Source organism: Mesorhizobium sp. P160219, assembly GCF_057786095.1.
This window is the reverse complement of the sequence record NZ_JBYNWG010000001.1, coordinates 3,709,631-3,736,265: the sequence shown is the minus strand read 5'-3', so window position 1 is coordinate 3,736,265 and position 26,635 is coordinate 3,709,631. Positions and strand designations below refer to the sequence as shown.

General features: G+C 61.6%; 26 protein-coding genes and 1 pseudogene. 9 read left to right on the top strand and 18 right to left on the bottom strand.

Going from position 1 to position 26,635, the window contains the following annotated elements:
• Positions 1-205: 205 nt before the first annotated feature.
• The 13 genes and pseudogenes from AC3EMP_RS18130 to AC3EMP_RS18070 all read right to left on the bottom strand — a co-directional run bounded on the left by AC3EMP_RS18130 (position 206) and on the right by AC3EMP_RS18070 (position 13,517).
• Positions 206-516: pseudogene (locus AC3EMP_RS18130) on the bottom strand (Rieske 2Fe-2S domain-containing protein).
• Between the two features lie 26 nt (positions 517-542).
• On the bottom strand, positions 543-1,637 hold the full coding sequence (locus AC3EMP_RS18125) for a fatty acid desaturase family protein (protein ID WP_352712441.1): 1,095 nt from the start codon (positions 1,635-1,637) through the stop codon (positions 543-545).
• Between the two features lie 118 nt (positions 1,638-1,755).
• Positions 1,756-2,931, bottom strand: coding sequence for an aldose 1-epimerase family protein (locus AC3EMP_RS18120; protein WP_023715439.1), 1,176 nt, complete (start codon positions 2,929-2,931; stop codon positions 1,756-1,758).
• A 10-nt stretch (positions 2,932-2,941) separates the two neighbouring features.
• Positions 2,942-3,724 carry an ATP-binding cassette domain-containing protein gene (locus AC3EMP_RS18115; RefSeq protein WP_488494733.1) on the bottom strand — a complete coding sequence of 261 codons (783 nt, stop codon included), beginning with the start codon at positions 3,722-3,724 and terminating at the stop codon, positions 2,942-2,944.
• Complete coding sequence (locus AC3EMP_RS18110) at positions 3,721-4,725, bottom strand: ABC transporter permease (protein ID WP_050592942.1); 1,005 nt, start codon at positions 4,723-4,725, stop codon at positions 3,721-3,723. Before AC3EMP_RS18110 ends, AC3EMP_RS18115 begins: the two co-directional genes overlap by 4 nt.
• A 61-nt stretch (positions 4,726-4,786) precedes the next feature.
• On the bottom strand, positions 4,787-5,728 hold the full coding sequence (locus AC3EMP_RS18105) for a sugar ABC transporter substrate-binding protein (RefSeq protein ID WP_023689426.1): 942 nt from the start codon (positions 5,726-5,728) through the stop codon (positions 4,787-4,789).
• Between the two features lie 55 nt (positions 5,729-5,783).
• Complete coding sequence (locus AC3EMP_RS18100) at positions 5,784-6,698, bottom strand: sugar phosphate isomerase/epimerase family protein (protein ID WP_352712437.1); 915 nt, start codon at positions 6,696-6,698, stop codon at positions 5,784-5,786.
• 26 nt (positions 6,699-6,724) lie between these two features.
• Positions 6,725-7,822 carry a Gfo/Idh/MocA family protein gene (locus AC3EMP_RS18095; RefSeq protein WP_352712435.1) on the bottom strand — a complete coding sequence of 366 codons (1,098 nt, stop codon included), beginning with the start codon at positions 7,820-7,822 and terminating at the stop codon, positions 6,725-6,727.
• A 35-nt stretch (positions 7,823-7,857) separates the two neighbouring features.
• Positions 7,858-8,919 (bottom strand): ABC transporter ATP-binding protein, encoded by a 1,062-nt coding sequence (locus AC3EMP_RS18090; protein WP_352712433.1) that lies wholly within the window; start codon positions 8,917-8,919, stop codon positions 7,858-7,860.
• A gap of 1 nt (position 8,920) precedes the next feature.
• Positions 8,921-10,012: an ABC transporter ATP-binding protein gene (locus AC3EMP_RS18085; RefSeq protein WP_352712432.1), complete on the bottom strand. Its 1,092-nt coding sequence runs from the start codon at positions 10,010-10,012 to the stop codon at positions 8,921-8,923.
• A complete protein-coding gene (locus AC3EMP_RS18080) occupies positions 10,009-10,965 on the bottom strand; it encodes a carbohydrate ABC transporter permease (protein WP_023834197.1) in 957 nt (318 codons plus the stop codon). Before AC3EMP_RS18080 ends, AC3EMP_RS18085 begins: the two co-directional genes overlap by 4 nt.
• The gene (locus tag AC3EMP_RS18075; protein ID WP_023669474.1) at positions 10,962-11,822 is read right to left on the bottom strand and encodes a carbohydrate ABC transporter permease; all 861 of its coding nucleotides are present in this window, start codon (positions 11,820-11,822) and stop codon (positions 10,962-10,964) included. The genes AC3EMP_RS18080 and AC3EMP_RS18075 overlap by 4 nt, the downstream gene beginning before the upstream one ends.
• Before the next feature lie 81 nt (positions 11,823-11,903).
• Positions 11,904-13,517 (bottom strand): extracellular solute-binding protein, encoded by a 1,614-nt coding sequence (locus AC3EMP_RS18070; protein ID WP_352712430.1) that lies wholly within the window; start codon positions 13,515-13,517, stop codon positions 11,904-11,906.
• A gap of 355 nt (positions 13,518-13,872) precedes the next feature.
• Here AC3EMP_RS18070 and AC3EMP_RS18065 point away from each other — a divergent pair, with 355 nt between their 5' ends.
• The 4 genes from AC3EMP_RS18065 (at position 13,873) to AC3EMP_RS18050 (ending at position 17,501) form a co-directional block, all read left to right on the top strand.
• A complete protein-coding gene (locus AC3EMP_RS18065; RefSeq protein WP_352712428.1) occupies positions 13,873-14,901 on the top strand; it encodes a LacI family DNA-binding transcriptional regulator in 1,029 nt (342 codons plus the stop codon).
• Between the two features lie 417 nt (positions 14,902-15,318).
• Entirely contained in the window at positions 15,319-15,945 is a 627-nt protein-coding gene (locus AC3EMP_RS18060) for an adenylate/guanylate cyclase domain-containing protein (protein WP_352712427.1), read from the top strand.
• The gene (locus AC3EMP_RS18055; RefSeq protein WP_352712426.1) at positions 15,942-16,208 is read left to right on the top strand and encodes an FHA domain-containing protein; all 267 of its coding nucleotides are present in this window, start codon (positions 15,942-15,944) and stop codon (positions 16,206-16,208) included. The genes AC3EMP_RS18060 and AC3EMP_RS18055 overlap by 4 nt, the downstream gene beginning before the upstream one ends.
• Positions 16,209-17,240: 1,032 nt before the next feature.
• On the top strand, positions 17,241-17,501 hold the full coding sequence (locus tag AC3EMP_RS18050) for a hypothetical protein (RefSeq protein WP_352712424.1): 261 nt from the start codon (positions 17,241-17,243) through the stop codon (positions 17,499-17,501).
• 276 nt (positions 17,502-17,777) lie between these two features.
• Here the strand turns inward: AC3EMP_RS18050 and AC3EMP_RS18045 are convergent, their stop codons facing one another.
• Positions 17,778-18,269, bottom strand: coding sequence for a DMT family transporter (locus tag AC3EMP_RS18045; RefSeq protein WP_352712422.1), 492 nt, complete (start codon positions 18,267-18,269; stop codon positions 17,778-17,780).
• Positions 18,270-18,390: 121 nt separating this feature from the next.
• Entirely contained in the window at positions 18,391-18,750 is a 360-nt protein-coding gene (locus AC3EMP_RS18040; protein WP_352712420.1) for an EamA family transporter, read from the bottom strand.
• Here AC3EMP_RS18040 and AC3EMP_RS18035 point away from each other — a divergent pair.
• The 5 genes from AC3EMP_RS18035 to AC3EMP_RS18015 all read left to right on the top strand — a co-directional run bounded on the left by AC3EMP_RS18035 (position 18,737) and on the right by AC3EMP_RS18015 (position 23,377).
• Complete coding sequence (locus AC3EMP_RS18035) at positions 18,737-19,501, top strand: CGNR zinc finger domain-containing protein (RefSeq protein WP_155929636.1); 765 nt, start codon at positions 18,737-18,739, stop codon at positions 19,499-19,501. The two genes, AC3EMP_RS18040 and AC3EMP_RS18035, sit on opposite strands and share 14 nt — an antisense overlap.
• A 273-nt stretch (positions 19,502-19,774) precedes the next feature.
• Positions 19,775-19,978, top strand: a complete 204-nt coding sequence (locus tag AC3EMP_RS18030; RefSeq protein WP_023669466.1) for a CsbD family protein — start codon at positions 19,775-19,777, stop codon at positions 19,976-19,978.
• A gap of 174 nt (positions 19,979-20,152) precedes the next feature.
• Positions 20,153-21,640, top strand: a complete 1,488-nt coding sequence (locus tag AC3EMP_RS18025; RefSeq protein ID WP_352671936.1) for an ATPase domain-containing protein — start codon at positions 20,153-20,155, stop codon at positions 21,638-21,640.
• On the top strand, positions 21,640-22,677 hold the full coding sequence (locus AC3EMP_RS18020; protein ID WP_352712418.1) for a sensor histidine kinase: 1,038 nt from the start codon (positions 21,640-21,642) through the stop codon (positions 22,675-22,677). The genes AC3EMP_RS18025 and AC3EMP_RS18020 overlap by 1 nt, the downstream gene beginning before the upstream one ends.
• A 577-nt stretch (positions 22,678-23,254) precedes the next feature.
• The gene (locus tag AC3EMP_RS18015) at positions 23,255-23,377 is read left to right on the top strand and encodes a DUF3606 domain-containing protein (RefSeq protein WP_348529184.1); all 123 of its coding nucleotides are present in this window, start codon (positions 23,255-23,257) and stop codon (positions 23,375-23,377) included.
• 81 nt (positions 23,378-23,458) lie between these two features.
• On the opposite strand, the gene ligD is transcribed toward AC3EMP_RS18015, so the two are convergent.
• The 3 genes from ligD to AC3EMP_RS18000 form a co-directional block, all read right to left on the bottom strand.
• Positions 23,459-25,228: a DNA ligase D gene (gene ligD, locus AC3EMP_RS18010; protein WP_023669461.1), complete on the bottom strand. Its 1,770-nt coding sequence runs from the start codon at positions 25,226-25,228 to the stop codon at positions 23,459-23,461.
• Positions 25,229-25,324: 96 nt separating this feature from the next.
• Positions 25,325-25,684: a DUF4112 domain-containing protein gene (locus AC3EMP_RS18005; protein WP_023669460.1), complete on the bottom strand. Its 360-nt coding sequence runs from the start codon at positions 25,682-25,684 to the stop codon at positions 25,325-25,327.
• Positions 25,685-25,739: 55 nt separating this feature from the next.
• The gene (locus AC3EMP_RS18000) at positions 25,740-26,234 is read right to left on the bottom strand and encodes a YidB family protein (RefSeq protein WP_023669459.1); all 495 of its coding nucleotides are present in this window, start codon (positions 26,232-26,234) and stop codon (positions 25,740-25,742) included.
• Positions 26,235-26,635 lie beyond the last annotated feature (401 nt).

Genomic DNA, 26,635 nt, shown 5'->3' with positions numbered 1-26,635 from the left:
GCGATATAGGGTTCAGCACAGCTCCGGCGGCACCACGTCGATCGACCCACTCCCGCTCGACGGCCCCGGCTACGTCCATGGTCAGCACGCGCAGCATGGTCAGCTGGCGCTTCATCGCGCGCAGATCGCGACGGTCGGTCTCTTTCGGCTCATGAAAACGTCACTCTGCTTTGCTAAACGCGGTGCTGGACCGGGTTACCACGCGTCAGATTTGGATCATCACCTTGCCGGCCTCGATTCTCGCCGGATAGATCGCGAGATTGACGCAGACCGGCGCGCCCTTGGCCTGGCCGGCCGCAATTGAAGCGGCCAATATGCTTCAAGGCATTGGATGACGTCGTCGATCACCAGCGCTTCGGCCGGATGCGCCTTCTCATGCGTACAATATCCGTCGGTGGCGAAGAACTCGTCATCGGGCGAGCGGCAAACCGCGAAGGTGCGGCCGCGAAGATGGAAGCGGATGACATCCTCTTCCGAGATGTCGTCCACCGCGCACGCTTCAATCCAGTCGGCCATCTCCGGTCCGGCAAAATTCGCGATCGCTATTCGGCCGCCGCCGACATATCGACCTGGTGAAATTCACCGCGATAGGGCCGCGCCGTCGGCGGCAATTCGCGCTTGAGGAAATAATCCTCGTACCGCAGCTGCTTCAGCAGCACCGGCCAGACTTCGCGATAGGCATGCCACATGGACGGGTTCGCCGCCGGCAGGTCGTGCTTGATCAGCTCGTGCAGCCTCGGCAGCGCATGGTAGGGCACCATCGGAAACATGTGATGCTCGACGTGGTAATTCATGTTCCAGTAGATGAAGCGGCTGACCGGGTTCATGTAGACGGTGCGCGTGTTCAGCCGGTGGTCGACGACATTGTCGGCCAGGCCGATATGCTGCAGCAACCCTGTCAGGACCATGTGCCAGCTGCCATAGAGGCGCGGCAGGCCGATCACCACCAGCGGCAGCAGCGACCAGGTGAACAACGCCAGCCCGACTGTCGCCGCATAGATGGCGACATGCCAGCGCGCAGCGATCACCGCCTTGTGCTGCTCCATCTCGGGGATATAGCTCTTCTCTTCATCGGACAGCTTGCCGAACGCCTGGCGCACCAGCGCCGGCAGCGAATAGCGGAAATCGAGAATACCGGTGAAGGCGAGCGCCGCCCGCAGCAGATCTGGGGGGCGCATGACGGCGATTTCGGCATCGCGGCCGACGATGATAGTATCGGTGTGATGGCGGGCATGGCTCCAGCGCCATTGCACGGGGTTGCGCATCAGCATGAAGCTTGAGATCTGGTAGACGACATCGTTCATCCAGCGCGTCCGGAACGCGGTGCCGTGGCCGCATTCGTGCCAGCGCGAGTCGCTCGACGAGCCGTAAAGCACGCCATAGACGAACAGGAACGGCACCACCCACCACGTGCCCCAGAACCATACGATGCCGGCGGCCGACAGCAGGATCGCCGCGACCCAGATGATCGTGTCGCGGATCGCCGGCCCGTCGGAGCGTTGCATCAACTCCTTGATCGCCTTGCGCGGGACATCGGTGTGATACCATTCGGCCGAAGCCAATCCGGTCTCGATGGCGCGCTTGGTGCTTTCACCGACCAGGCTGTAGTCACGCTTCCTGCTTGCCGTCATCGTCATCTCCGCTTTCCCGCCTGCGCTCCGCAAGGGCCGCTTGGGGTCGGCCGGGCCGCGCCTGCTTCCGTATTCCGGCGCACTTCCCGCCCGCCGGGGCAACCGATCGTGTGTTTCAAGCCGGTCACGCCTGCAGTCTCGCAAAAGCGCCCGACGGCGCAGGGTAATCCTGTTGCGGCTGCCGGGCGATCGACCCTATCCTCGCTTCCGCTTCGGCGATCTGGCCGGCACCGTCGAGCACCCGGAACATGGCGTCATAGGAGCGGCTTTCGCCATGGTCCAGCCAGATCATCTCGCCCCGTTCGCGCGCGGCGAGATTGCCCAGAACATGATGCGTCGAGGGTTCGATCCCCAATGCATATAGGCCGGCCTGGAAGTTCTGCCACTGATAGGTGCAGGGCAGCTGATCCTTGCGGGTAACGACCTCGAAGCCGAGCCCCAGTTGGTCATTGACGACGGCCACCGGCACCTCGCCCGCCGCATCGGCGCCAAGCTCGTGCTCCCAGACCTGCTCGCTGAATCCCAGCTGCGGCGCCGGCACGGTTCGGTAGCCGACCTTCTGCGCCTCGTAACGATCGCCGGCGTGCGCCGCCCAGACGACATCCCGGATCGGCGCCAGGTAGCGCGAACCCTCGTCGAGCAAGGGATGGCTGACATTGACGTGATAGAAATACATGTGCGGCGTGCGGCTGAAACCATGATTGACGACGCGGTCCGACAGCCGGATCTCGCTGCCGCCGACATCGGCCTCGATGCGGCGCAGCAAATGGAGATCCTCGCCGAACACGGTTGCCTGCTGGACAATGCCTTCCGCCCACAGCACGCAGCGGTCGCCGTCCCAGGCCTCGCCGTAGCCGGTCAGCCGCGCCGGCACGGTGCCGATGCGGCCATGCAGCGAGTGCAATACCCGCTTGCGCCCGGGATAATTGTAGCTTTCGGCCGGCACGTCTTGCCGGCCCAGTATATGATCGAGGCCGCAGGTGACGAGCAGCCCCGAGAACGACCGGCCAAAGGCGAAACCGTCCTCCCCTTCATGCTCGTGCAGTCCGGGGTGGCGAAAGCCGCTCGGCGAATGCCAGCCGATCGCCTGGCCCCGGAAGTCGCAATCGGCGATATCAAGCGCCCGGTCGACCAGCGCCGTGAAGCGCAGGCCGGAGCCAGTGCGGAACTCGAGCATCCGGATGCCGCGCTCCACGCCGTCGCCGAGCGTCATCAGCCGCACACCGGCAAACTGCGACAGCATGCCGGACCGCTCAGCCACCTGCCTTCGCGACAGCGTCTTGCCGTAAAGCTCTACCATGCGACGTCCTTCACTTTGCCCTCGCCTCCTTGAGCAAGGCCGACATGTCGGCGCCGGTGATGATGCTTTCCACCGTCAACAGGTCGGTGTCGGCGACCGTCTGTTCCGCGACGATTTCGCCGCGGCGCATGACGATGATGCGGTCGGCGACCTGGAACACGTGGTGGATGTTGTGGGTGATGAGCAGCACCGAGTGGCCGGCGTCGCGCACCTCCTTGACGAAGCGCAGCACGCCGTGGGTTTCCTCGACGCCAAGATTGTTGGTCGGCTCGTCGAGTATGATCACCTTGGCGGCGAACTGCATGGCGCGCGAGATCGCGATCGATTGCCGCTCACCGCCCGAGAGCGTGCTCACCAGCGCATCTGCATCGAGCTTTTTCGAAATGCCGACCCGCTTCAGCAGCGCCGAGGCGGCGTTGCGAAGCTTGGCGAGGTCGAGGGGCGCGAACACGCCGAGCCAGCCGAAATTGACCGGCTCCCGGCCCAGGAAAAGATTGCGCGCGATGCTGAGGTCCGGCGCGAGCGATGTGTCCTGATGGATAGTCTCGATGCCGAGGTCCATCGCGTCGCGCGTCGAGCGGATCGACGCCTTCTCGCCGCGCACGAAGATGTCGCCGTGATCGGCCGGGAAGACGCCGGAGATCGCTTTGATCAGCGTCGACTTGCCGGCGCCATTGTCGCCAAGCAGGGCAACCACCTCGCCTTCGTTGAGGGCGAACGAGGCGTTCTTCAGCGCACGCACGTTGCCGAAGGACTTTTGCAGGTCTTGCAGACGCAGCACTTCCATCCTCAGCTCCTTGCGGCGTTCTTCTGCAGCAAAGCGTGCAGGATGAGCATGGCGAGGATGATGACGCCGACGAAGATGTTGTATGCCAAGCCCGGCACACCGATCAGCACGATGCCGTTGCGGATGGCGCGCAGCATCAGCGCGCCGACGATGGTGCCGAGGATGGTGCCGCGCCCGCCGGTGAGCGCCGTGCCGCCGACCACCACCATGGCGATCACTTCGAGTTCGTAGCCGGTGCCGGCCACCGGCGAGGCGGCCGAAATCCGGAACGCGCTGATCATGCCGGCCAGCCCGGCCACCACCGAGGTCAGGATGAACAGCCAGATCTTGACCGCGTCGGCCGGCACGCCGCGCGCCACCGCTGCGTTGCGGTTGCTGCCGATGGCGCTGATCCAGTTGCCGAGCTTGGCGTAGCGCAGGATGTAAATCGCCAGCAGCGACAGGCCGATGAACCACCAGAGCGAGATGTAGAACCGGAACGAGCCTACATTGAAGCTGCCGGCCAGCAGCGTGACGAAGAAGCCGGGCTGGTCCCACGACTTCAGGGGGAATCCCTGCGTGATGTAGAGCGCCGCGCCGCGCACGACGAGCAGCATCGACAGCGTGACCAGGAACGAGGAAATGCCGATCTTGGTGACGATCAGCCCGTTGATGGCGCCGATCGCGATGCACAGCACAAGCCCGGCCAGGAGGGCGACGCCGATGTCGATACCGCCATTCTGCACCAGCAGCATCACCACGACGGGCGCAAGGCCGAACACGGCGCCGACCGACAGATCGAACTCGCCCGCCGTCAGCAGCAGCGTCATGCCGAGAGCGATGATGCCGAGCTCGGGCAGGAACGCCATCATGTTGGATATGTTGAGCGGCGACAGGAAGTTGCCGTCGGCGATGGCGAACACCACGAGCAGCACGATGAGGATGATGAGCGAGGAGAATTGCGGCGAACGCAGCAGCGCAGACCTGCCCTTCGCTCGCTGCGTGTCGTCGTCTGCTGTGATTGCCATATCTGTCAGGATCATGCGTTTCGTCCGGCGCCCGCCATTTCGCGGCGGGCGCCGATTGTCGTCACTTGTTGTAGAGTTTCAGGATCGGCTCGACGCTCGAGGCGTCGTAGAGGCTGAATGTGTGAATGTCGTAGCCGATCGGCTCGCCAGAGGCCGCAAGCCCGAGCAGCGCCACCGGCATGAAGCCCTGCGCCGACGGGTACTGCCAGGCCGCAGCATTGACGAAGCCGGACTTGACCGCCTCGGCCGTCTCCTTTGAGTTGCCCCAGCCGACGACCGGGACCTTGCCGGCCGACACACCGGCCCCGTCGAAGACGCGTTTGATGCTTGCTGCCACGGAATCGCCCAGTGCAATGATTGCCGGCGGATTGTTGGCGACCATGTAGTCGGTCATCTTGGCGATGATGCCGGCCGGGTCGGTGCCGCAATCGACCACGTCGTACTTGATGCCGAGCGGATCGAAGACGCTGGCGATGCCCTCGGTCTCGAGCTGCTGGTAGCTGGCGCCCGGCACTTCGACCGGCAGGAACACCTTGTCGCCCTGCTTCACCATCTTGTGGTCGACGAGATACTTGGCCCAGATGACGCCCGCTTCCCTGAGGTCGGCCCCGACATAGGCCTGCCGCCCGGTCGCCGGATCGTCGGTGTTGAAGAACACGATCGGTATGCCGGCGGCCTTGGCGGCCTTCACCTCCTCCGTCCACAGGCCGGGCTGAGCCGAGGTGGTGGCGATGCCGTCCGGCTTGGCGGCGAGCGCCGAGTTGAAAGCCTCCTTCTGCGCCGCCATGTCGCCGCCGCTGAACGAGATCTTGCAGGTCACCTTGAGCTGGTCGCAGGCCTTGGTCGCGCCGGCATTCCAGTCGATCCAGAACGCGTCCGAAGGGCCACCATGCGACAGCAGATAGAAGGTCTTCTGGCCGTCCTGCGCGAATGCCGGCAGGCTCAAGGAGACCCCGGCCACCAGCGTTGCCGCGGCAGCCACTTTCAATGCGAATTTCAACATTCATTCCTCCCTTGGTTGGAGTTGCGCCGCCATGCGCCGGCGGCGCAACCGGCGCTCACAGGCCGTTGGCGCGGAACTTCCCGTCGAGGAATTTCTTCGCGCGCGGCACGTCGTCTTCCGAGAGATGCTCGATGATGACCGGGATGTTTGGGTGCTTTTCCGCCAGCCGCTGCAGATAGAGATCGTAATTCAGCGATCCCAGCCCGGGCGCCGGCAGCTCGATCTCGCCGACGCCGCGGAAGGTGTGGCTCTCCATCGCATCCTCGTCGCCGATGTCGGCATGCTTTTCCGACTTGTCGCTGCCCGAACGCTTGACGTCCTTGGCATGCGCGATCTTGATCTTGTCGGTCAGCGTATCGAACACCTGGTTCAGGATCTGGTCCATCCTGTCGATGTTGTGGGTTTCGAAATAGTTGGTCGGATCCATCAGCAGGCCGAGGCCGGGATGGTCGACGTGGGCGAACATCTTCACCGTCTCCTCGACCGAGCCAACGACGTTGTTGACGTAGGTCTCGAGGAGGAAGACCGCGCCATGGTCATAGGCGGTCTGGGCAAGCTCGGCGATCACCTTGCGGCATTCCTCGAATCCTTCCTCGGTCTTGTTCTTCGGGTGATGCACCCAGTCGGATTCGGTGTTGTAGGTACCGGTCTCGGAGATCACGTAGGGCGAGCCGAAGCTGCGGGCGTTGCGGATGATCTCCTTGAGATAGCCGACGCGCTTGTCGCGCTCGGATTTGTCGGGATGGATGATGTTGGTGTAGCCCGAGATGCAGCAGACCGGCAGGTTGTTGTCGCGGAAGACGTCGCGCACCTGCTTGGCCTTTTCCTCAGTGATCTGCCCGGCCGACAGATCGATATCCCTAAAATGCAGGTCGAGCTGCACTGTGTTGAAGCCGAGTGCACGGATCTTCTTTGCCGTCTCTTCGAGGCCGTACGGGAAATAGCCCGTGAAAATACCTGCCTGCATCATGATGTGAATTCCTCCCTGTAAGCGATTCAGTTGGCTGATTTTATCGAGATTTCGGAAAGCTTGACGGTGCGGCCCTCGTGGATCGAGCGATAGCCGGCCTCGACCAGTGCCATTGTCTTGACGTTGTCGGCGACGGAGAGCGCCGGCGGCGCGCCTGTCTTTACCGCATGCTGCAATTGCTCCATCACGCCGATGAAGGCATGCGGGAACCACATCGTGTCCCAGCTCGGGCTGACCCATTCGCCGCCGGTCGTCTCGGTCGAGGCATAGGTCAGCGTCGAGGCAGCGCCTTTCGGCCAGCCGATCGTGCCTTTGGCGACACCCTTGGTGCCGTCGACGCGCCAGTTGATGTGCTGGTCGTCCAGATAGCCCTCCTGGCGCGGTCCGGACCAGACATCCTCCAGCGACACGGCGAGCACGCCGGAGGGAAAGCGCAGCGTCGAGACGGTGATGCCGTCGCTATGCTCGAATGTCGTGCGCGGGTCCTTGCGTGTCAGCGTGGTGATTTCCGAGGGATCGCCGAACAGGAAGCGCAGCACGTCGAGATGATGCACGCTCATATTGGCGAGCGTCAGCCGGTCGTAGTCCTGAAGGAAAGCCTGCCAGTGCGGGATGGCATGCATGTCGATCTGCGCGAAGACGATGTCCCCGAGTGCGCCGCTGTCGATGATCTGCTTCAAGACGCGCATCGACTGGTCGTAGCGCATGTTCTGGTTGACCGAGAGGATCTTGCCGGACTTTGATGCTTCGTCGCGCAGCTTCACGGCTTCATCGACCGACAGCGCCAGTGGCTTCTGCGCCAGGATCGCCTTGATGTGAGGCTGCTTCAGCGCATGGCGGATCAGCGCCGGCTGCTGGTCGGGCGGAAAGGCAAAGTCGACGATCTCGACCTCAGAATCCTCGATCAGCTGTTCCGGCGTGTCGTGCACGGTCGGGATGTCCCAACGCGTGGCGACCTTCTGCGCATTGGAACGGGTCCGCGAGGCGATCGCCATCACGTTGAACCCCGCTTCGCGATAGGCTGCCAGATGGCACTCGGCCATGATCATGCCGGCGCCGATGCAGCCGATACGGTATTCTTTCGTGCGGACCTTCACGTCCGGCTCGAAGCCTTCGCTCGCCATGTCTTCCTCCCGCAATTCTGTTTTCGCAGCCGCGATCATCTCGCCAACGCGCCTCCGTCCTGCCCGAAATAATGCACCCGGGCCGGCTCGCAGGATATCGCTACCGCCGCATCCGGCCTGATGTCGGGCTGGCCGCGCAGCAGCGCCTTCAGCCGCGCCTCTCCGGCGGCGAGCGTTACCACCGTGTAGCCGCCAAGCGGCTCGACCTCGAATACGCGCGCCGGGCGGCCAACGCCCCCGTCGACCCAGGGCCGGACCTTGATGTCCTCCGGCCTCAGCCCGATTTCGATCGCGTCGGCCGGAGCAGCGCGATCGTCGATGCTGACCGCGCCTTCGGCGGCCTCGATGCCACCGTCGCCGCGCACGGCTTTGAGGATGTTCATGACAGGCGAACCAAGCAGTCGCGCCACATTGGTGTTCGCCGGGCGGTCGTAGATCTCGGACGGGGCGCCGATCTGCCGGATCCTGCCATTCTCCAGAATGGCGATGCGGTCGGCGATCGACATCGCCTCTTCCTGGTCATGGGTGACGTAGATCAGCGTCTTGCCGAGTTCGCGCTGGATGCGCTTGAGCTCGACGCGCGTTTCCTCGCGCAGCCGCGCATCGAGCGCAGAGATCGGGTCGTCCATCAGATAGGCGTTCGGGTCGCGCACCAGGGCGCGGGCTATGGCCACGCGCTGCCGCTCGCCACCGGAAAGCTGCGCCGGCGGCTTGTGCAGGATATGGCCGATGTGGAGCTTGGCGGCGACGTCGGCGACACGCTTCTCGACCTGGGCCTCGGCGACCTTGCGCTCGACCAGCGGGAAACGCACATTGTCGCGCGCGCTCATATGGGGGAACAGCGCCAGGTTCTGGAACACCATGGCGACATTGCGCTCGGCCGGCGAGACGGTGTTGACCGGTTTGCCGCCGATCAGGATCTCTCCGGCATCAGGCGTCTCCAGCCCGAGCACGAGGCGCAGGATTGTCGATTTGCCCGCCAGCGGCGGCCCGAAGAAGCAGAAGAATTCGTTGTCATTGACGGTGAACGAGGCGTCGTCGACGGCGAGCGTCGTGCCGTAGCGCTTGCTGACATTCCGAAAGACGATATCGGCCATGTCAACCTGCCTTCGTCGCAATGCCGCTGCGGGCATCGAAGACACGCACGGACGATGCCACGGGGGCGACGACGGCAAGCTCGCCGATCGACAGTCCGACATTATTGTCGAACACCGCCTTCACGGCGGTCTCGCCATCGCCGAGATGGACGACGGTCCTCGCGCCGATCCGCTCGACGAAGCTCACCGGCATGGCGAGGCCCTGCCCGCTCTGCACCAGCGACACCTGTTCGGGCCGGAAGCCGTAAAGCACCTCGGAGCGCGATCCGCGCAAGGTGGCGGCCAGCTCATCCGGCAGCGTCGGCGTGACCCCCAGCGGCCCGAGATCGACCACCAGGCCCCGATCGCTCTCCGCCGGCCTCCCCCTCAGCAGGTTCATGCCCGGGGCGCCGATGAAGCGTGCGACGAAGACGTTGGCGGGATTGTTGTAGACTTCCAGCGGCGTTCCCACCTGCTGCAGCACGCCGTGATCCATGACGGCAATGCGGTCGGCCATGGTCATGGCCTCGAGCTGGTCATGGGTGACGTAGACCATCGTCTGCCTGAACTGGCGCTGCAGCTGCTTGAGCTCGGTCCGCATCACCGCCCGGAAGGCGGCGTCGACATTGGACAGCGGCTCGTCGAGCAGAAAGATCGCCGGCTCCATGATTGCCGAGCGCCCGATCGCCACCCGCTGCAGGATGTTGACCGAGAGCCGGTCGGCCTTGCGGTCGAGCAGCGGCGTCAACTGCAGCAGCTCGGCGGTGGCGCCGACGCGGCGGTCGATCTCAGCTTTCGCCGCACCGCGCATCCGCGGCCCATAGGCAAGGTTCTGGCGCACCGTCATGTGGGTGAAGATGGCGTAGTTCTGGAAAACGAAGCCGACGCCGCGGCGGCCCATGGGCACGCCGGCCATGTCGCGCTCGCCAAACAGGATCTTGCCGCTGGTCGGCTCTTCCATGCCGGCGATCATGTTCATCGTCGTCGACTTGCCGCAGCCCGAAGGCCCGAGCAGCGCCATGAACTCGCCATCGGCGACGTCGAGATCCATGGTCTTCAGCGCCGTGAACTCGCCAAAGGTCTTGACCAGGTTGCGCAGCTGGATCGCGCTCATGCCGGCACCAGCCTTGCCCGCGCCATGCGCTTCATGGCGAATACGGCAACGATCGAAAGCACGACCAGGATGGCCAGCGCGATCGCCGCCACATAGCCCCAGATCAGGTCCTGCGTCGTGACCTTGTAGATGTAGACGGAGATCGTCTCCGTGGCGACGCCGGGGCCGCCGCCGGTCATGATGTAGAGCGTGTCGAAGATCTTGAAGTTCTCGATGACGCGGATCGCCAGCGCGATGATGATGATCGTCTTCATCTTCGGCAGCACGATGGTGACGAAGCGCTGCCACGGGTTGGCGCCGAGCAGGGTCGCCGCCTTGATCTGGTCCTGCGGCACGCCGACCAGGCCGGCAAGCAGGATCAGGAACATCAGCGGCGTCCACTGCCAGATATCGGCGATGATCACCGCGATCAGCGCCAGTGTGGGGTCAGACAGCCAGGCGATGGTGACGCGGGAACCGCTGAGTGCCGACAGGATGTCGTTCAGCGGCCCGCCCGACTGGAACAGCATGAAGAACATGTAGCCGGCCACCGCCGGAACCACCATCATCGGCATCAGCAGGATCGAATAGAAGATCCGCTTGCCCGGAAAATCGTCCGCGAACAGCGTCGCCAATGCCAGGCCAAGCAGGAATTCGACGGGCACGCACACGACCATGACGATGGCCGTGCGCCTCAGCGCGCTCCAGAAGCGCGCATCGGCGGCAAGGTCGGTGTAGTTGGCGAAGCTGTTCCACATCTCCCATGCGTTCCACCAGCCGAGGCCGGAGAGCGGCGACCAGTCGGTGACGCTGATGTAGAGCTGCATCAGCAGCGGGAAGACGGAGATGAAGAGCACCAAAACCTGCGCCGGCAGCGTCAGCCGGAATCCCAGCCGCGCTCCCTCGTCCCGCAGCGCGGGCTTGCCAAGCGCGGCCTTTGCGTCCTTTGAGACAGTCACGGTCACCGCGCTCATTGCTTGAGCGCGCCGAACGTCAGTCCGCGCACCAGATGGCGCTGGATGGCGATGCCCATGATGACCGGCGGCACCGCGGCGATAAGACCGAGCGCGGCCTTGGCGCCATAGAGCTGCCCGGTCATCGAGGAGGACAGCGAGGCCATGTAGACGGGGATCGTCACCCATTCGCGCGTCGTCAGCAGCAGCGCGATCAGATAGTCCGACCAGTTGAGGATGAAGACGAAGAGGGCGGCGCTGGCCAGCGGTGCGCGCATCATCGGCAGCGTGATGCGCGTGAACACGCGCAGCCGCGAACAACCTTCGACAAGCGCCGCTTCCTCGATCTCGCGCGGCATGTCGTCGAAGAAGGTCTTCATGAGCCAGAAAGCGAACGGCAGGGTGACGATGCCGTAGATCAGGGCCAGGCCAAACCAGCTGTCGGTGAAGTTCAGGAAGGCCCACATGATCATGACCGGGATCATCACCGCCATTGGCGGAAACAGCCTGAGCTGGATCAGCGCCAGCGGCAGGTTCTGGCCGGAGCCGAAACGCGACAGCCCGTAGGCCGCAGCCGTGCCCGCCGACATTGCGATCGCCGTGCCGAACACCGAAGACAGCAGCGACGACAGGATCGGCTTCAGCGCGGTGCGGTCGAGCGCCACGATCAGATTGTTGTTGGACTCGCCGAAGACGAACTGGAAATTGCCGAGCGTCGGGTTCTTCGGCCACCATGTCAGGTCGGCGCCGGTCGCCGACCATTCGGCGATCGGCTTGAAGGCCATCGACACCATCCACAGGATCGGTACCAGCGTCACCGCCATCGCCGCGAAGATCGCGGCGTAGCGGAATATCTCGAAGGGGACGGAACGCTTCATCTGGCTGCTTTGCGGGTGGCGTTGACTGCGGCGGGGAGGAACAGATGCTCCTCCCCTCCAGCGCTGATCCAGGGAGACGGATCAGCTGATCGGGTCGAGAACCGTCGGCCAGGCCTCCTTGTTCGTCCTGATGGCTTCGAGCAATTTGTCCTCGCCGATGCGGCGGGCGATCTTCTTCCACTCCGCTTCCGTGTCGGCCATCGCCTGTTCCGCTGTCTTGGCCTTGGTCAGCGACGCCATCAGATTTTCGTCCAATGCGTTGTGGAAGGCGGTGGCGCCGGGATAGTTGATCGTCGGCACCGTGCGGGCGACGGTCTCGCGCACCACGTCGATGTGGTAGGCGTGGTAGGTCTGGCGCACCAGCGGATCGGAGAAATCCGAGAGCCGGAACGGATCGAGATAGCCGCCCGGATTGGCGCTCATCCAGGCATAGATGCGGGCGGAGCCCAGCCACTGCAGCAAAAGGTAGGCGACCTCCTGGTTTTTCGACTGCGACGAGACCATGCCGGTCAGCGAGAACCACAGCACGGAACGGCTGATCAGCTTGCCGTCGACTTCGCGGCCGGGCGGCAGCATCGAGCCGATCTTGCCGGTGACGGCAGAATCCTTGTTGCCGGCATTGTCGAGGAATTTCGGCAGGTTCGAGAAGGCGCAGGTCATCGCCGCGCCGCCCTTGGCGAAATTTCCATACTGCTCCGGCCAGCCCCAGGAGATCGCGTCCGGCGAGTGATGAACCAGCGAGCCGACATATTCGTTGGTGGCGGCAATGCCGTGCTCGGAATTGATCAGCGGCTTGCCGTCGTCGCCGAACAGGAACTGGTTGGGCGATGCCATCGAGACATAGCGCTGATACCAGTTGGTGTAGCCCCAGCCCTGGTTGCGCAGGTCGGTGGAGCCGAACAGGCCCTTGTCGGGCCGCTGGAAGAAGCCCGCGATGTCACTGTGCTGCTTCCAGGTCTTCGGCGGCGCCAGATCGTAGCCGAATTTGTCCTTGAACGCCTTCTGCTCGGCAGCGTCGCCGAACAGGTCGGTGCGGTAGACCCAGGTCTGGAAGTCGCCGTCCAGCGACACGCCATAGTTGGACCCGCGATATTTGTTGAGCAGCGACACGCCCTTGGCGCCGTCGACATAGCCGGTCTTGGGATCGTCCCATTCGGGCTTGTACTGGGCGACGAAGTCGTCGAGCTTGGCGATGCCGCCGGTCTCGGCAAGGTCGCCGAGGCGGCTCCATTCCGTCGAGTAGATGTCATAGGCCCCACCCTTGGTGGAGATGTCCTGCATCGTCTTGGTGAATTCCTGGCCGTTCGGCAGGCCGACGATCTCGATCTGGATGCCGGTCTCCTTTTCCCACAGCTCCTTGATCGACGGCGCACCCGCAGGGAAAGGCTGTGTGAGTTGGCCAATCGAGCCATCCGACAGGCCAAGCACGATCTTGGCCGGTGCCTTGCCAGCTCCCTTCAAGGCCTTGGCCGCCTCAACGGCACGGCCTTCCGGCGTGTCGGCGCCATATTGATAGCGCTCTGCGCCCTCGAAACCGGTGGGGCCGCCGACCATGCCTGGCGCCAGCGCGTCGGCCGCAACGGCACGGCCGGGACGGATGAATTGCGGTGCGATACCGGCCGCAGCCACGAACGCCGCGGCCTTTCCTCCGGACGCCAACAAGTCGCGTCGCGATATGCGGATCAAATCAGACATTGGAATTCCTCCCTCAGGGCCGATGTTTCCTCCACGAGCCCATTGAGGGATATTGACGGCAGCACCGGAAGGCTGTCAACATCATAAATACTCAAAATACATCGTAACACCGCAACCGCGGAGTAAATACGTCATGCAAAGGTCGACACACGGGCACAATGCCTCGATTTGATGGGAAATCTGCCTTTCTGGCACGCGACTATCACGCCGGGCGACGCGATTTAGCCCAACCTCCTTGCGCATCGGCTAAGGCTCGATACATCATTTCCCATCAGAATCGCTGATGGCTGGCAGCTGTGGCCGTCGGACGGGCTAGCGGCATTGTGCGATCTGATGCATTGAGGAGATGAAGACGGTGCGTTCCACCTTGACTGACATAGCCCGGGAAGCCGGCGTTTCCGCCGCCACCGTCGACCGCGTGCTGAACAACAGGCCCGGTGTGCGGGCGCGCACGCGTGAGATCGTGCTCGAAATGGCGCAGCGCCTCGGCTACATCGCGGAGGGCCCGAACGGAGCGCCGCCCAGGCTCTCACCCGGAGAGGTCATCCGTCTCGACTTCGCTCTGCCGGCCGGCACCAATTCCTTCATCAAGATGCTGCATCGACACATCGAAGCGCAGGCCCTAGCGCGCCCCGATCTCGACGTCCACATCGCCACCATAGAGGGCTTCAACCCCGACCGGCTCGCCCGCCTGCTGCAAGAATTGCGTGGACAGACACAAGGCGTCGGCGTGATCGCGCTGGATCATCCAACGGTGCGCGAGGCGATCCGCTCGCTGTCAGCCAATGACGTCAAGGTGGTGACCATCGCCTCCGACATCCTGCATGTTCCGAGAGTGGCCTATATCGGCATAGACAACCGCGCCGCGGGGCGGCTGGCCGGCTATCTGCTCAACCGCTTCATGGGATCGGAACGCCCAAGCAAGGTGGCGCTGTTCGCCGGCTCGCTGTCCTATCGCGGCCATGAGGAACGCGAGATGGGATTCCGGCACATCTTGACCGAGGAGTCGCCCAATCTCAAGATCGTCGAGATGCGCGAAATGCTGGATGACCGAGAGAAGGCTTATTCGGAAGCATCAGCGCTTCTGGACCGGCACCCCGATCTTGCCGCGATCTACAATGTCGGCGCCGGCAACACCGGCATCGCTCGGGCGCTCAAGGAGCGTGGACGCGCCAAAGACATTCTCTTTCTCGGCCACGAGGTGACAGACGGCACCAAGGAACTTTTGTTGGATGGGACGCTCGATGCGGTCATAGATCAAAATCCGCGCGTCGAGGCGCGGGAAGCGCTCAACATTTTAAGCCACTCTGTCAGGCACCTGAACTATGAACCGCATCAACCACGACTTCAGGTGATCTTCAAAGAGAATATACCTGAGATCTGATCAATGGATCCGTGATCTTATCGCAAAGCACAGCGTTGGCGTCGCCACCGGTCCCAAATACGAACGAGAGCCCGAATGATCTCGTCAAAGCCGCCGATCTGGCACTATTCCGCGCGAAGTCGGAGGGACGAGATCGGGTCGTGGTTGATGGTGCATGAGAAGGCCGTCGCCCGTTGCAACTCGTTCAGCCTTTCCGAACCTAAAAAGACCAAGTCCACTCATAGCACCGAGGTCGCGAACGATTGGGGCGAAGAGGGTTCTGGATGTCGGCACGAAGCCGACGAATGGCATACGCCCGTCCAACCCGCCACGATCACCTGAAGCATCGCACCGATCCAAGGCGCTCGAGCAGATATGTTGCAGGCGACCTCGTGTGTTATACACGCACGCTGAGTTTTCGGGTCGGACACGAGATCGATGGATCAGGAGACGCTTCTTGCCGCAGTCCTCTTAGCTGATGTCGTGGGCAGCACGCCGCTCTATGAGCGGATCGGAGACGATGCCGCTCTACAGCAGGTCTCGGATTGCCTGGACACGATGCGCGAGATTGTCGCCAAGCACCGTGGTGATTTCATTTACTCGAAAGGCGATGACATACTCAGCCTCTTCGAGAGCCCGGAAATGGCGCTGAGGGCCGTCTGCCAAATTACCCATCAACTGACTAAAGGGCCGTTGAGCGCCCGTATCGGATTGCATTTCGGGGCGGTCATTCGCGCGCGGGGCGCGATATTCGGTGACGTTGTCAATGTCACCGCAAGGTTGTCCACCACGGCGAACCCCGGAGAGGTGCTGATCAGCCAGAGCTTCTGCGAAGCCCTTTCCCCGAGAAGCCGCAAGGGCCTGCGGCTCCTCGACAAAATGGCCTTGAAGGGGAAGCAAGAGTTCTTCGATGTCTATACCTGTGGAGCGACGATGGGGGCCCCGGTACGCAGATCACCAGCCATGGCGCCACTACAGATAGACGCTCGGTCCTGCCGCGGCAGATTCATCTGGTCATCCGCTACAGAGATCAGCTGCGATCCTGTCGAAACGGCGAATCCGTGACAGTCGGCAGATCGGCGGAATGCGATAACATCCTCGAGCGGCCCTGGGTATCGAGGCGCCACGCCGCCTTCACCATATTGAATGGCAGAGCTCGGCTTCTCGAACGAAGCTCTTCGGGCACATTTGTGTCCATGGGACTGGGCCATGAAGTATTCGTACGCCGTGAAGATATTATCCTCTTCGGCTGCGGCGTCATCTCGCCTGGAGTGAAGTCGGCACTCGACGAAGCCCAGCTTCTTCACTACGAAATTGTCTCGGATTGACCCGGCCCGGCTACTAGCTCGACCGGTTTCGAGGTGGTTCGCTGCGCCCTCAATGTCGCGCCGTACTCTTTGACAGCCATTGGAATCGACCGTTCACAAATGTGCCAAGGCCAATCCAGGAACGTCTGCTCTCGAAGTTGGACTGCGAAGAGCTGACCTCCGTTTCCCTCGCTGAGTTCGACGGAGCCGCGGGCCGGTGCATCTCCCTCGCAGCATGCGGAGTTCTATCTGCTCCTAAGCCACATTCGGCAGGTGGATGGCTTCGGCAGCAAGCTGGCCCGCTCGATCGATGACGCGCTAGGTCTTGCCGCGAAAAGGCCGGTGCGTGGGAATTGTGCTGGACTGTCGGCCAGACAATGAGCTGGCGACGGGAGCGGCCGGCTGAAGCGGGATGCCCGGACCAATTCCCTGCCCTGTGTCGCCTTGATATCCCCAGGTGCTGAAGGTCAGCACCGGCTGTTGCAGCCCGGGGTCGACGAACGCTTCATCAGACCATTTGCGCCGCAATAGCTCCTCGAACACCTGCGAAGGCTCGCGATTGGGCTACCGTCACGAAAATTGGCCCAGAAGCGCAGACCACTGACATATCGCGGCGTCGAGATGGAGCTCGATACCACCGTCTTTGCAGCACCGGGGAAAATTCCTCTTGGGCCGATCGAGTTCAAGTTGCTGCGCCACATGGCTCGAGAATCCTGAAAGGTGATCAGCCGTGATGAATTCATCGCAGCTGGCTGGTCGCAGAAAGCCAGTGTGAGCGCCCAGGTGGTCGACGTTCACATGAGCCAGTCGCGAAAGTTGTTGAAGCAGTCGTCGCAGAGTTGCCATTCGCACCCTGCGGCTTGCCGGCTATTCTCTCGAAGACACTGCGGGCTGACGATCTCGGCGATTGGGTTCAGAAAGGTCGCTGCGTGAGGCCGCAAGGGGACCGACCCAATGGGAAAGGTCTTGGCAGCTAGGGGACTTAACGCCACCGACATTGCAGCCGGGCGCTGCTCTAATCGAGAGAAAGTCTGGGCGTATAGAACAAGCGACATGAGCGTGTCGGATTGTTTGCATTCAAACGACCCTTGCGACGTTATCCGTGCCTTCGCCTTGCTGGTGCCGGAGGAAATCATGACGTCGCCCGACAATTCGGTCGAACTCGTTCGCGACAAGAAGTGGACGGTCCGCATCACCGCCTACGGCAGCACCCTGACGTTTCCGTTCGAAGCAGAAAGCTATGCACGTTCTTATGCCGATGGTCAGGCATTCCGTCTCGGCGTTCAGGTGGCGGAACTGAAGCGATGCGGCTGACACTTTGTCGACGCGTTGGCGGATAGCCTGCATCGCGATCGGAACGAATAGGTCGCTGATTGCAGCCTCGCGATTTTTCCATCAAATCCCGCCTGCAATCTTGACAGCAACTCGGCAAAATCCCTCGCCGACTAGTGTTGTCATATGAGCTGGAGCTTTCCTCGCCGCCGGTGGTAGGCGGGATACGCTGCCGGGACAGCCCTCTTTTCGCATAGACGCGAACCTTGTGCTTTTCCGTCTCAAGGCTGATTGGCGGCTGGATGCGCGCGCCGTCTTTCATATTCTGCCATCAGCCCGCGCGGAGCGTGGAATCAACGGCGGGGAAGCGGATGATGTTTCCTGTTTGCGCTCGCGTAGCGCAAGAAACGCTGCGAAGAGCATGATAGCCATGCCGATGATGTCGATCAGGCTAACCTCCTCGCCGTAGGTGATGATGCCAAGCACGACGGCAATGACGGGTGAGACGAAGGCAAATGCTCCGGCGCGCGAGGCGCCGATTTCGTGCAGGAGCCGGATAAATAGAGTGTAGCCTATGAACGAACCAAACAGCACGAGGAACAGCCACCCGACCCAGGCCGGCCAGCCCCAATTGCCTTTTAGAGCCGCGGTCGCGCCTGGCTCCACAACGAGTGAGATGAGAATTAGGAATGCGCCCCCGAAAAGGGTGGTGAAGCCGGCGATGAAGTCCGATGAATATACCTCAAGAAGCGGCCGCGCGAGCACCGAACCCCATGCATAGATTAAAGCTGCCGACGCCACCGCTGTCATCGCCAGCAGCCGGAGCCCCCTGCCCTGCTGGTCTGCGTGTGTCCAACTAGCATAGGCTTCGGGCCCGAACAGGACGCACAGACCGGCCGCACCGAGCAAAATCGCAAAGAGCCTGCGGCCGTCATAGCGTTCGTCCCCCCAGAAGCAACGCAAACCCAAGCAGCGTGACGGGGGTCAGCGAAAGCTCAAGAACAGCCGCGGTGCCCGTATCGACGTAGAGCATGCCCCAAAAGAGTGGGCCATAGCAAAGCGGAATCATGAACAACGTAACAACGAAAAGACGCGGCCAACTCCTTTTCGCCACCCGTGGTAGAGCAGCGCCCCTTAGGCGCGTCGCGCTGAGGATCAGCAAGCCGGCTACTGTAAAACGCGTGCCTGCGAACATCAGAGGCGGCACGGTGGCGATCCCTGCCTTGATACCGATCCACGTGGTGCCCCAGATCACACATAAAACCAGAAATGTCGCTGTGTTGCGGTTCATCGGAAGCAGCCTTCGCTGGGCGTTGTTGGTTCGTCGTAACGGCCAAAAGACGTTTATTTCGTTACAACGGCCTCTTGCCAATACGGTTCCGCCAACCGATGTTTCCGGGATGGATGGTGCGAAGACTATCGTCGACATGCGCATGGTTGGCGGTCACCCCTGCTTGGACTTCGTCAACACGGTCGACGCGCGACGCGATGTGTGGGGGCCAGACCTCTTGCAGACCTATGCCGACCTGGTCGTCTGGGCTGGACGTGCCGATTTGATCGACGTCGATGAGGCGCGAGCACTGCTCGCGGAGGCTCCCGCCCGCCCGCTCCTTGCGGAGGCGGCATTGGAAAAGGCCAAGATTTTGCGCGAGGCAGTTTACGCGGCTCTCCAGGCCGAGGCGGCAGGCGCCCGGGTGCCGGACGATGCTTTGCAAATCGTGCGCGATGCAGTCGCCCTAGCCCTACCGAAGCGCTCGCTTTTCCCGTCCGGCGACCGCCTCGCTTGGCAGTGGACCGACGCAGCCAGTCTGAACACGATCGGCCACCGCGTGGCCTTTGAGACAGCCGAGTTTTTGGTGTCCAGGAATGACCGCCGCCGCGTGCGCGAGTGCACCGGGCCGAACTGCGGTTGGCTTTTCATCGACACCTCGCGTGGCGGGCGCAGACGGTGGTGCTCGGATGAGAGCTGCGGCACACGCAGCCGGGTAAGGCGCTTCAGGGCAAAAGCCGCAGGGAACATGGCTCCCGACAGCAAGAATTAGTATCTGACGCCAGGCTTGGATGACCAACGCAGCATAGTTGGCTTCACGCTATCCCTGTCGCTGTTTGTCCAACGAAGCTGGTCTCGCGAGCGACTGTGGCCAAGAGTGTGGAGAACACAGCCGGCGCGGCAAGCCATCATCGCGTTCCAGAGCGGGTTGCTTCGGGGCCGCCTACCTCGCCACGCTTCGATCGGTCGATCTGCTCAAACTTGACGGGAACTCCGGTAGCGTTACGGCGTTTTTCTCAGTCCGAAACAAACAAGGATAGGTGCCATGGACTGGAACCGTGTCGAAGGCAATTGGAAGCAGGTAAAGGGCAAGGTCAAGGAACAGTGGGGCAAACTCACAGACGATGATCTGGACCGTATTGCCGGTAACCGCGATCAGTTGGAAGGCAAGATTCAGGAGCGCTACGGCATTGAGAAGGACCGCGCTCGGCGCGACATCGATGACTGGTATGGCCGGCAAGGCTGGTAGGTCGCCGGTTCCAAACTGAACTTGAAAAAGGGCTCCGAGAGGTACGGCGCCCTTTTTTGCCGCGTCTCTTGTCGCCTTTTCGTGAGTCTCACGACAAGGGCGCTCACCGAGAGACGTGGAACCGCGAAAGGTGCCCGTCGTTATCTGGTTCTCGAAATTACATTGGGGGATTAGTTGGACAGAGACGACGCCTCGGCGATCACAACTGGAGTTAGCGGCCTCGACTACATTCTTCGTGGCGGCTACGCCAGGAACCGCTCCCATCTCATCGAAGGGAAACCAGGTTCTGGAAAAACCACTCTTGGCCTCCAGTTTTTGATCGAGGGCGCCAAGAATGGCGAGACATGCCTTTACATCACTTTGTCAGAAAGCCAGCGCGAACTGCTCTCGGTTGCTGGCCGTCACGGCTGGGATCTGAAGGGGGTGCAAATTCTTGAACTTGTGCCGCCGGAGCTCAGTTTCGATCCTGCGCAGCTACAGACATTGATCCATTCCTCGGAATTGGAACTCGGCGAAACCGTGCAGTCTGCCATGGCCGAGATCGGACGCGTCAGACCCGATCGCGTGGTGTTCGATTCGCTCTCTGAAATTCGACTTTTATCGCAAGGGTCACTGCGGTATCGGCGCCAGGTGTTGGCATTGAAGAGCTTCTTCATGCTCAACAATGTGACGGTGCTTATGCTCGACGACCTGACCGCTGAGCAGGATGACCTCAATTTGCATTCGATCAGTCACGGCGTCATTCGGATGGAGCAGCTGTCGCCCGTCTATGGTGGAGAGCGTCGGCGGCTACGCGTGATCAAAATGCGCGGCGTGCAGATCCGGGGCGGCTTTCACGATTTCGTCATTCGCCCAGGCGGCGTTATCGCCTATCCGCGGCTCGTTGCAGCCGAGCATGAGGTGGCCGAGCATGATACGCCGGCCATGAGCAACAACCGGATCGACACCCTGCTTGGCGGCGGGCTGGCCCGTGGTACCAGCACGATGCTGATGGGGCCGTCTGGCGTTGGCAAGTCTACCATTGCCTGCACCTATTGCTATGCCGCACTCGAGCGTGGCGAGCGTGTGCTGGTGCTGTTGTTTGACGAGACAAAGCGCATCTTCTTGGCGCGCGCCGCCGGGCTCGGCATGGACCTGGAGCCGTTTGCCGAGGACGGCACGCTGATGCTTGAATCTGTCAATCCGGCTGAGCTTTCACCAGGCGAATTGTCTTCGCGCATCCAAGCGGCCGTCGAAGAATCCAATGTGCGGATCGTCGTGATCGACAGCCTAACTGGCTATCTCAATGCCATGTCCGAAGAACAACATCTGGTGCTTCAGATGCACGAGATCCTCACCTATCTCAATCAGAAGGCAGTGGCGACGATCCTGCTGCTGGCCAATCACGGGCTGTTTGGGCAAACGGCAGCGCCGGTCGACATGACCTATCTCTGCGATTCCATCATGCTTCTGCGCTTCTTCGAGAACGCAGGTCAGTTGAGACGCGCGATTTCCGTTGTCAAGAAACGTGTCGGCCCCCACGAAGAGACGATTCGTGAGTTTAAAATCGGCGGTAACGGCGTGGCCGTAGGTGAGCCACTGGAACAATTCCGCGGCATCCTGATGGGATCTCCGGAATTTGAAGGCAAGCCGACAGACCTTCTGAGGGATAAGGCGCTGTGATGTCGTCCAGCCCCGCCGTTCTCGTGCTGGCGCCGCTTGGCCGTGACGCGAGGATCGCGGCCTCCATCCTGGCTACAAACCAGATTGCCTCGCGTGTGTGCGGCAGCTTGGAAGAGGCAGTGCCGCTTCTCGACGAGGCTCAGTGCCTTGTCGTGGCCGAGGAGGCCCTGCTCAGTTCCGATCGAACGCAGTTTGCGGCCTGGCTTGAAGCCCAACCCGCATGGTCGGATTTTCCGATCGTGCTTCTGACGATGCGGGGGAACGAAGTCGACACGCGGATGGCATTTCTGGACCGCTATCTGATCGTGCTTGAACGGCCATTTCTGGCTTCGAGCCTCGCCAACTCGGTGCGCTCCGCCTTGCGTGCCCGCGCCCGCCAGCGTGAGGTCCAGTCCTACATCGAACAGAAGCGGGAGGTCGCCGATCGGCAGAAATTGCTCATCCGCGAGCTGCATCACCGCGTCAAGAACACGCTGGCCAACGTTCGCGCCATGATGGGCGCGACGGCCAAGTCGAGCGGCAACGTCGATGATTTCGTACGCGATTTTTCAGCCAGGCTCGTTTCCCTGGCCCAGACCCATTCGATGCTTACCGACGATTATTGGCAGACTGCCTCCCTGCACAAGCTGCTCGAAAGCGAGCTTGACCACTATGAGACGCGCGACAGGCCGCGTATCGTTCTGAAAGGCCCGAACGTAGCGCTAGTCGCCGACATTGCGGTCCCTGTCGGGATGGCTTTCCACGAACTGGCCTCCAATTCGTCGAAGTTTGGCGCGCTTTCGCAAACGGGAGGCCGCCTTGATGTCCGCTGGTCGTTAGGCGGGTCCGGCGATACACAGATCGTCAATCTTGACTGGCGGGAACGAGATGGGCCGAAAGTCGAGCAGCCCAGTCGCCGGGGGTTTGGCACGACACTTCTGGAAAAAGTCGTGACCGTGCAATGCAACGCCAAGATCGAATTGAACTACCATCGTGACGGCTTGCAGTTCACCATGGCCTTGCCGTTGCGAAACACGCGCCTTGTGCCGGCTTACTGAGCGGCAACGGAAAGGCTGGCTGGGCGCCGCGATAGGGATTAACTGAGCGTCACTCGGCAGGCTGGTCTAGCGCTTTAGCCAAAACATCAGTTCCGAAAAAGACCGCCTCTATATCTCCCATATGCCTCTGCAACATTGCGAGAGCTCCGGCGTGGTCTATGCGGCCGACCTTGGTGATGAAGTCGAACTCGTGCCGCGGCGCTGTGACCCGGGTCATGCGTCCTAGACGAAACCTTGGGCTCCCGGAGCGCAGTTTTGTCGCCTTCGTGGTCACCCCCCGCCATTTTGCTCACGATCCTCGTTGATAGCCCGGATGCGCATCTGAATCATCTGCGACCCGTCTGGGTTCCGACTGGCGTCGTAAAAAACCAAGAGGCCCGCAGACAGGCTCGATCGACGGTCAGCTATCCCGAACAGCAAACGAAATCACCCTTGCCTTTGGCCAACCAACTTTCGCCAGATCACCTTCGCAATGGCTGCGGCCCCAGTACGGTCGGACAGCCCGCGCCTCTGGCGGCCGAAGTGAGGCGCCGGGAACATACAACGTCGGTCGTTGTTTCTCTGATCAGGAGGAAAGATGATGGCAGACGATAAGAGCAAGCGTGATTTTCGAGATCGCAACCGTGTATCAGTCGATGAAGATTATGAGGTTGGCTATTTCGCCAAACAGCATCGTATCACGCCAGAACGCGCGAGCTAATCAGAGAACACGGCAACGACCGGAAGAGGCTCGGACGCGAGGCAAGGAAACTCGCTGATACCGGCTGATGGTCGCGACGCATCACGCGGCTTTTCGACGAGCGGGTCTGAAAGGCTGCGCGAGCGTGAAAACGTCTGGCCGGATGCCCGCCTCGACTTGCTTCCATGTGACCGGGTGGGCAATTGGGAAGCCGGGCCGCGCTCGCGGGGAAAAAGCGCCTATTGCGGTATTGCCCTGTCCGTTGCGGAGATAGTCGAGAAAGATCCGGCCTCCTCGGGCTGCGGGGTCAGCTGACAACAGGTATCGGTCAGGATCGGTATCAACCAGACGGTGGGCGAGCGACTTGGCCAGTTTCCGGGCGCTGTCATGGGTCATCTTCGCAACGAGCGGGGCCATCAAGTGGATGCCTTTGCCGCCAGTGACCTTTGGCCAGCTCTCCAAGCCTGCCGCTTCCAAGATGCCCCGTAGCGCCAGCGTGGCCTCGATCACATCGTCCCATGGAACGCCTTCTCCGGGATCGAGGTCGAGGACGAGCCGGTCCGCATGTTCGATGTCATCAATCGTCGCGTTCCACGGATGAAGCTCAACGGCATCCATCTCGACCAAGCCAAGCAGACCATCCATGTCATCTATCCATACCCGAATGCCTTCGCCGCCTTCGCGCTTTTGAACCCGGAGCTGATGTACGGACGCCGGTATCCGAGGTAGCGGTCCCTTGTGATAGAAGGTTGCGCCGGAGGCGTGGCGGACCAGCTTCAGCGGTCGCCGAACCAGATCAACTAGAGCTTGATCAGCGACCCGCCGCCAATAGTCTGCCAGCTCTTCCTTGGAAGGTGCAACCGCATCGGGTAGCAGCTGGAGAATGTTCTCGCGCGGGACGCCGTGTTGGCCTTCCGACCTCCGCTTGGAGGGCGACGGAGGCTTGGGCGGGATTGCCTGAAGGTCCTCGCGGAGTCCCTTGAAGACCGCCTCACGCAAGATGCCCCGGTCCGACACGCCACTGAATTGCACCTCGGCAAGAACGTCTGGTTCGACCCATGTCGCCTTGGGCTTCTTGATCGGCTCCGACAGCGGTGACTTGGCGGTTACAAGCGGATCAAGCCGCTCCCTAACGCGCCGGGCTGCGTCCAGCGTATAGCCGGTCTGGGCCTTCCCGGCATAAAGCAGCCGGTCGCCCTCTCGCCTGCCGATGTACAACGATGCGATGCGGCGCGGCTGCGCGCCAAGTTTCTCGACGAAAGCCACGATTGGAAAAGTGTCGCTCTTGACACATTTGACCTTGACCCAACTGGTCTGGACGCCCGAGCGGTAGTGAGCATCCGCTCGCTTGGATACGATTCCCTCTATGCCCATCCGGCAGGCATGGTCGAACATATCATTGCCGTTCACCTCCAGATGCTCGGCATAAGTCAGGGTTGGCTCGGTTTCGGTCAGCAGCTTCTTCAGCGCAGCCTTGCGCTTCACTAACGGTTGTTCCCGTAGATCACGGCCATCGAGGTACAGGAGGTCGAAAGCGTAGAGAGTCATCCGCAGCGAACTTGGGTTGCCCAGCTCACGTTCCAGGGCTTGATAGTCCGGCAGGCCGGTGTCGCCCAGGACGACAGCTTCACTATCGATGATAGCGGATTTGACCGGCAGGCTTGCCGCGGCCTGAACAATCCTCTTGTAACGGTGGGACCAATCGTGGCCGCGACGTGTGAATGCTCGCGCCTTTCCGCCTTCAACGACCAGCTGCGTCCTGTAGCCGTCATATTTGATCTCGTGAAGCCAATCTCCGCCTTCGGGAGCTTTCTCGACCAGTGTGGGCGATTGGAACTCGATGAACGAAAGCCGGTCAATGGCACTGGTCATATGCTCGCGACTCCAGGAATCGCGACTCAAGCCCCAGCGCCCCTGTCGGTTCCGAGCCTTTTAGAAGAATTGCATCGCGACGATTGCTTATCCGCCTCACTTGTTGATGTGACGGCGCAGCAGTCTGATGTTGCGATTGTTCGCCTTAAAATAGACGTCGAAGATCGAGCCGAGAATTGGGACACTTCCTACGAGCGTATCCAGCAGCACGTTGCCTAGCATGCGGGCGACCAACCCATTTCCGGCACCGACGTTTCGAGCTCGCAAGACGATGTAGGCCGAGATAATGCCCGTCGCCGCATCTCCGAGTACGGGAACCAGACCTACGAGCGCATCCAGTCCAAAACGAATTGATGTGCCTGGAATGCGCCAGCGGGAATCGAGTAGCGCGGCCAATAGATCCAACTCGGCAAGTACGTTTGCTGTATGACCACCGTGACCGCCCTGCCCGATCATGCCAACTCGCGCGCCAGTACGCTTTAGTATCTCTCCCTGATGGATAGCCGTCACCTTAGATATCGCTTTGACCGCCTGAATTCGCTTGCGTCCTGTGCGATGGCACGTCGTCGAGCAAGGTCGTCTCACCGGAGCTTTTCGGCGCCTCAACGGGCAATTCACCAGTAGGCGTCATCTTGCTGACGGCCTCAGGCAAATCTCGCGTGATCCGGCTTATGAGTTCCTCGCGCGAAAGGCCGGTCTGCATCGAGAGGGAAGTCAGGGTTTCTTCGTCTATGGCTGCTTCCACCTCGCTTGGCTGGATCGGCTCGTTCGGCCCGGTGCCTACCCACGAATCGACCTTCGATCCGGCGCCTGCCCCTCTGAACCGGTCGAGAATATCGCCAAGCGCGGTCCCCGAAACGCCTTTTGAAAGCTGATCCAGAATCCCGCCTTGCGGATCATTTGGGTTGCGATCACCCGCTCCACGGATCATGTCGCCGATCTTGTCGCGATTTTGGTATGCCAAGACGCCGAGCATCGCGATCGCCAATTTTCCCAGGTTAGCCATTGGTACCTCCACTGTTCAATGGACAAGGGCTCAACATCACAAAAGTTCCGACCGGCGACGATCTAATTGAATAAGGGCTGGCGTATCGACACAGACGTGAGCGGTGCTGCCTAACCGGCTTGTTTCCGTTTGCGGTGCGGCTTCGGCCTCGCAGACGCTGATCGTGCAAAGCTCGTTGCCTGCCTGATCGCGCATGCACACTAACCATCCGGTCATATCGTCATCGCCCGATTACGCAACGGATCGCTTCGGCGCGAGCGGCCTCAAAACTTGGCGTCTCGGCAGGCGGAACCTGGCGAGCCTGGTCGGCGTCGCGATAGTAGAACGTATAAGCGAGATGGATCCCGCGCGCTGCCTTAGAGTATGGAACTACCACCCTCATCTTTGACGGGGGTTTGGCC

Excerpts from the sequence above, each read along its gene's own strand:
- ligD (WP_023669461.1), bottom strand. The coding sequence starts at position 25,228 with ATGACCAGTGCCATTGACCGGCTTTCGTTCATCGAGTTCCAATCGCCC.
- AC3EMP_RS18095 (WP_352712435.1), bottom strand. The coding sequence starts at position 7,822 with ATGGCGAGCGAAGGCTTCGAGCCGGACGTGAAGGTCCGCACGAAAGAA.
- AC3EMP_RS18015 (WP_348529184.1), top strand. The coding sequence starts at position 23,255 with ATGATGGCAGACGATAAGAGCAAGCGTGATTTTCGAGATCGCAACCGT.
- AC3EMP_RS18085 (WP_352712432.1), bottom strand. The coding sequence starts at position 10,012 with ATGAGCGCGATCCAGCTGCGCAACCTGGTCAAGACCTTTGGCGAGTTC.
- AC3EMP_RS18105 (WP_023689426.1), bottom strand. The coding sequence starts at position 5,728 with ATGTTGAAATTCGCATTGAAAGTGGCTGCCGCGGCAACGCTGGTGGCC.
- AC3EMP_RS18040 (WP_352712420.1), bottom strand. The coding sequence starts at position 18,750 with ATGAACCGCAACACAGCGACATTTCTGGTTTTATGTGTGATCTGGGGC.
- AC3EMP_RS18000 (WP_023669459.1), bottom strand. The coding sequence starts at position 26,234 with ATGGCTAACCTGGGAAAATTGGCGATCGCGATGCTCGGCGTCTTGGCA.
- AC3EMP_RS18030 (WP_023669466.1), top strand. The coding sequence starts at position 19,775 with ATGGACTGGAACCGTGTCGAAGGCAATTGGAAGCAGGTAAAGGGCAAG.
- AC3EMP_RS18100 (WP_352712437.1), bottom strand. The coding sequence starts at position 6,698 with ATGATGCAGGCAGGTATTTTCACGGGCTATTTCCCGTACGGCCTCGAA.
- AC3EMP_RS18090 (WP_352712433.1), bottom strand. The coding sequence starts at position 8,919 with ATGGCCGATATCGTCTTTCGGAATGTCAGCAAGCGCTACGGCACGACG.
- AC3EMP_RS18120 (WP_023715439.1), bottom strand. The coding sequence starts at position 2,931 with ATGGTAGAGCTTTACGGCAAGACGCTGTCGCGAAGGCAGGTGGCTGAG.
- AC3EMP_RS18070 (WP_352712430.1), bottom strand. The coding sequence starts at position 13,517 with ATGTCTGATTTGATCCGCATATCGCGACGCGACTTGTTGGCGTCCGGA.
- AC3EMP_RS18020 (WP_352712418.1), top strand. The coding sequence starts at position 21,640 with ATGTCGTCCAGCCCCGCCGTTCTCGTGCTGGCGCCGCTTGGCCGTGAC.
- AC3EMP_RS18075 (WP_023669474.1), bottom strand. The coding sequence starts at position 11,822 with ATGAAGCGTTCCGTCCCCTTCGAGATATTCCGCTACGCCGCGATCTTC.
- AC3EMP_RS18050 (WP_352712424.1), top strand. The coding sequence starts at position 17,241 with ATGAGCGTGTCGGATTGTTTGCATTCAAACGACCCTTGCGACGTTATC.
- AC3EMP_RS18045 (WP_352712422.1), bottom strand. The coding sequence starts at position 18,269 with ATGACAGCGGTGGCGTCGGCAGCTTTAATCTATGCATGGGGTTCGGTG.
- AC3EMP_RS18110 (WP_050592942.1), bottom strand. The coding sequence starts at position 4,725 with ATGGCAATCACAGCAGACGACGACACGCAGCGAGCGAAGGGCAGGTCT.
- AC3EMP_RS18080 (WP_023834197.1), bottom strand. The coding sequence starts at position 10,965 with ATGAGCGCGGTGACCGTGACTGTCTCAAAGGACGCAAAGGCCGCGCTT.
- AC3EMP_RS18125 (WP_352712441.1), bottom strand. The coding sequence starts at position 1,637 with ATGACGATGACGGCAAGCAGGAAGCGTGACTACAGCCTGGTCGGTGAA.
- AC3EMP_RS18060 (WP_352712427.1), top strand. The coding sequence starts at position 15,319 with ATGGATCAGGAGACGCTTCTTGCCGCAGTCCTCTTAGCTGATGTCGTG.
- AC3EMP_RS18005 (WP_023669460.1), bottom strand. The coding sequence starts at position 25,684 with ATGATCGGGCAGGGCGGTCACGGTGGTCATACAGCAAACGTACTTGCC.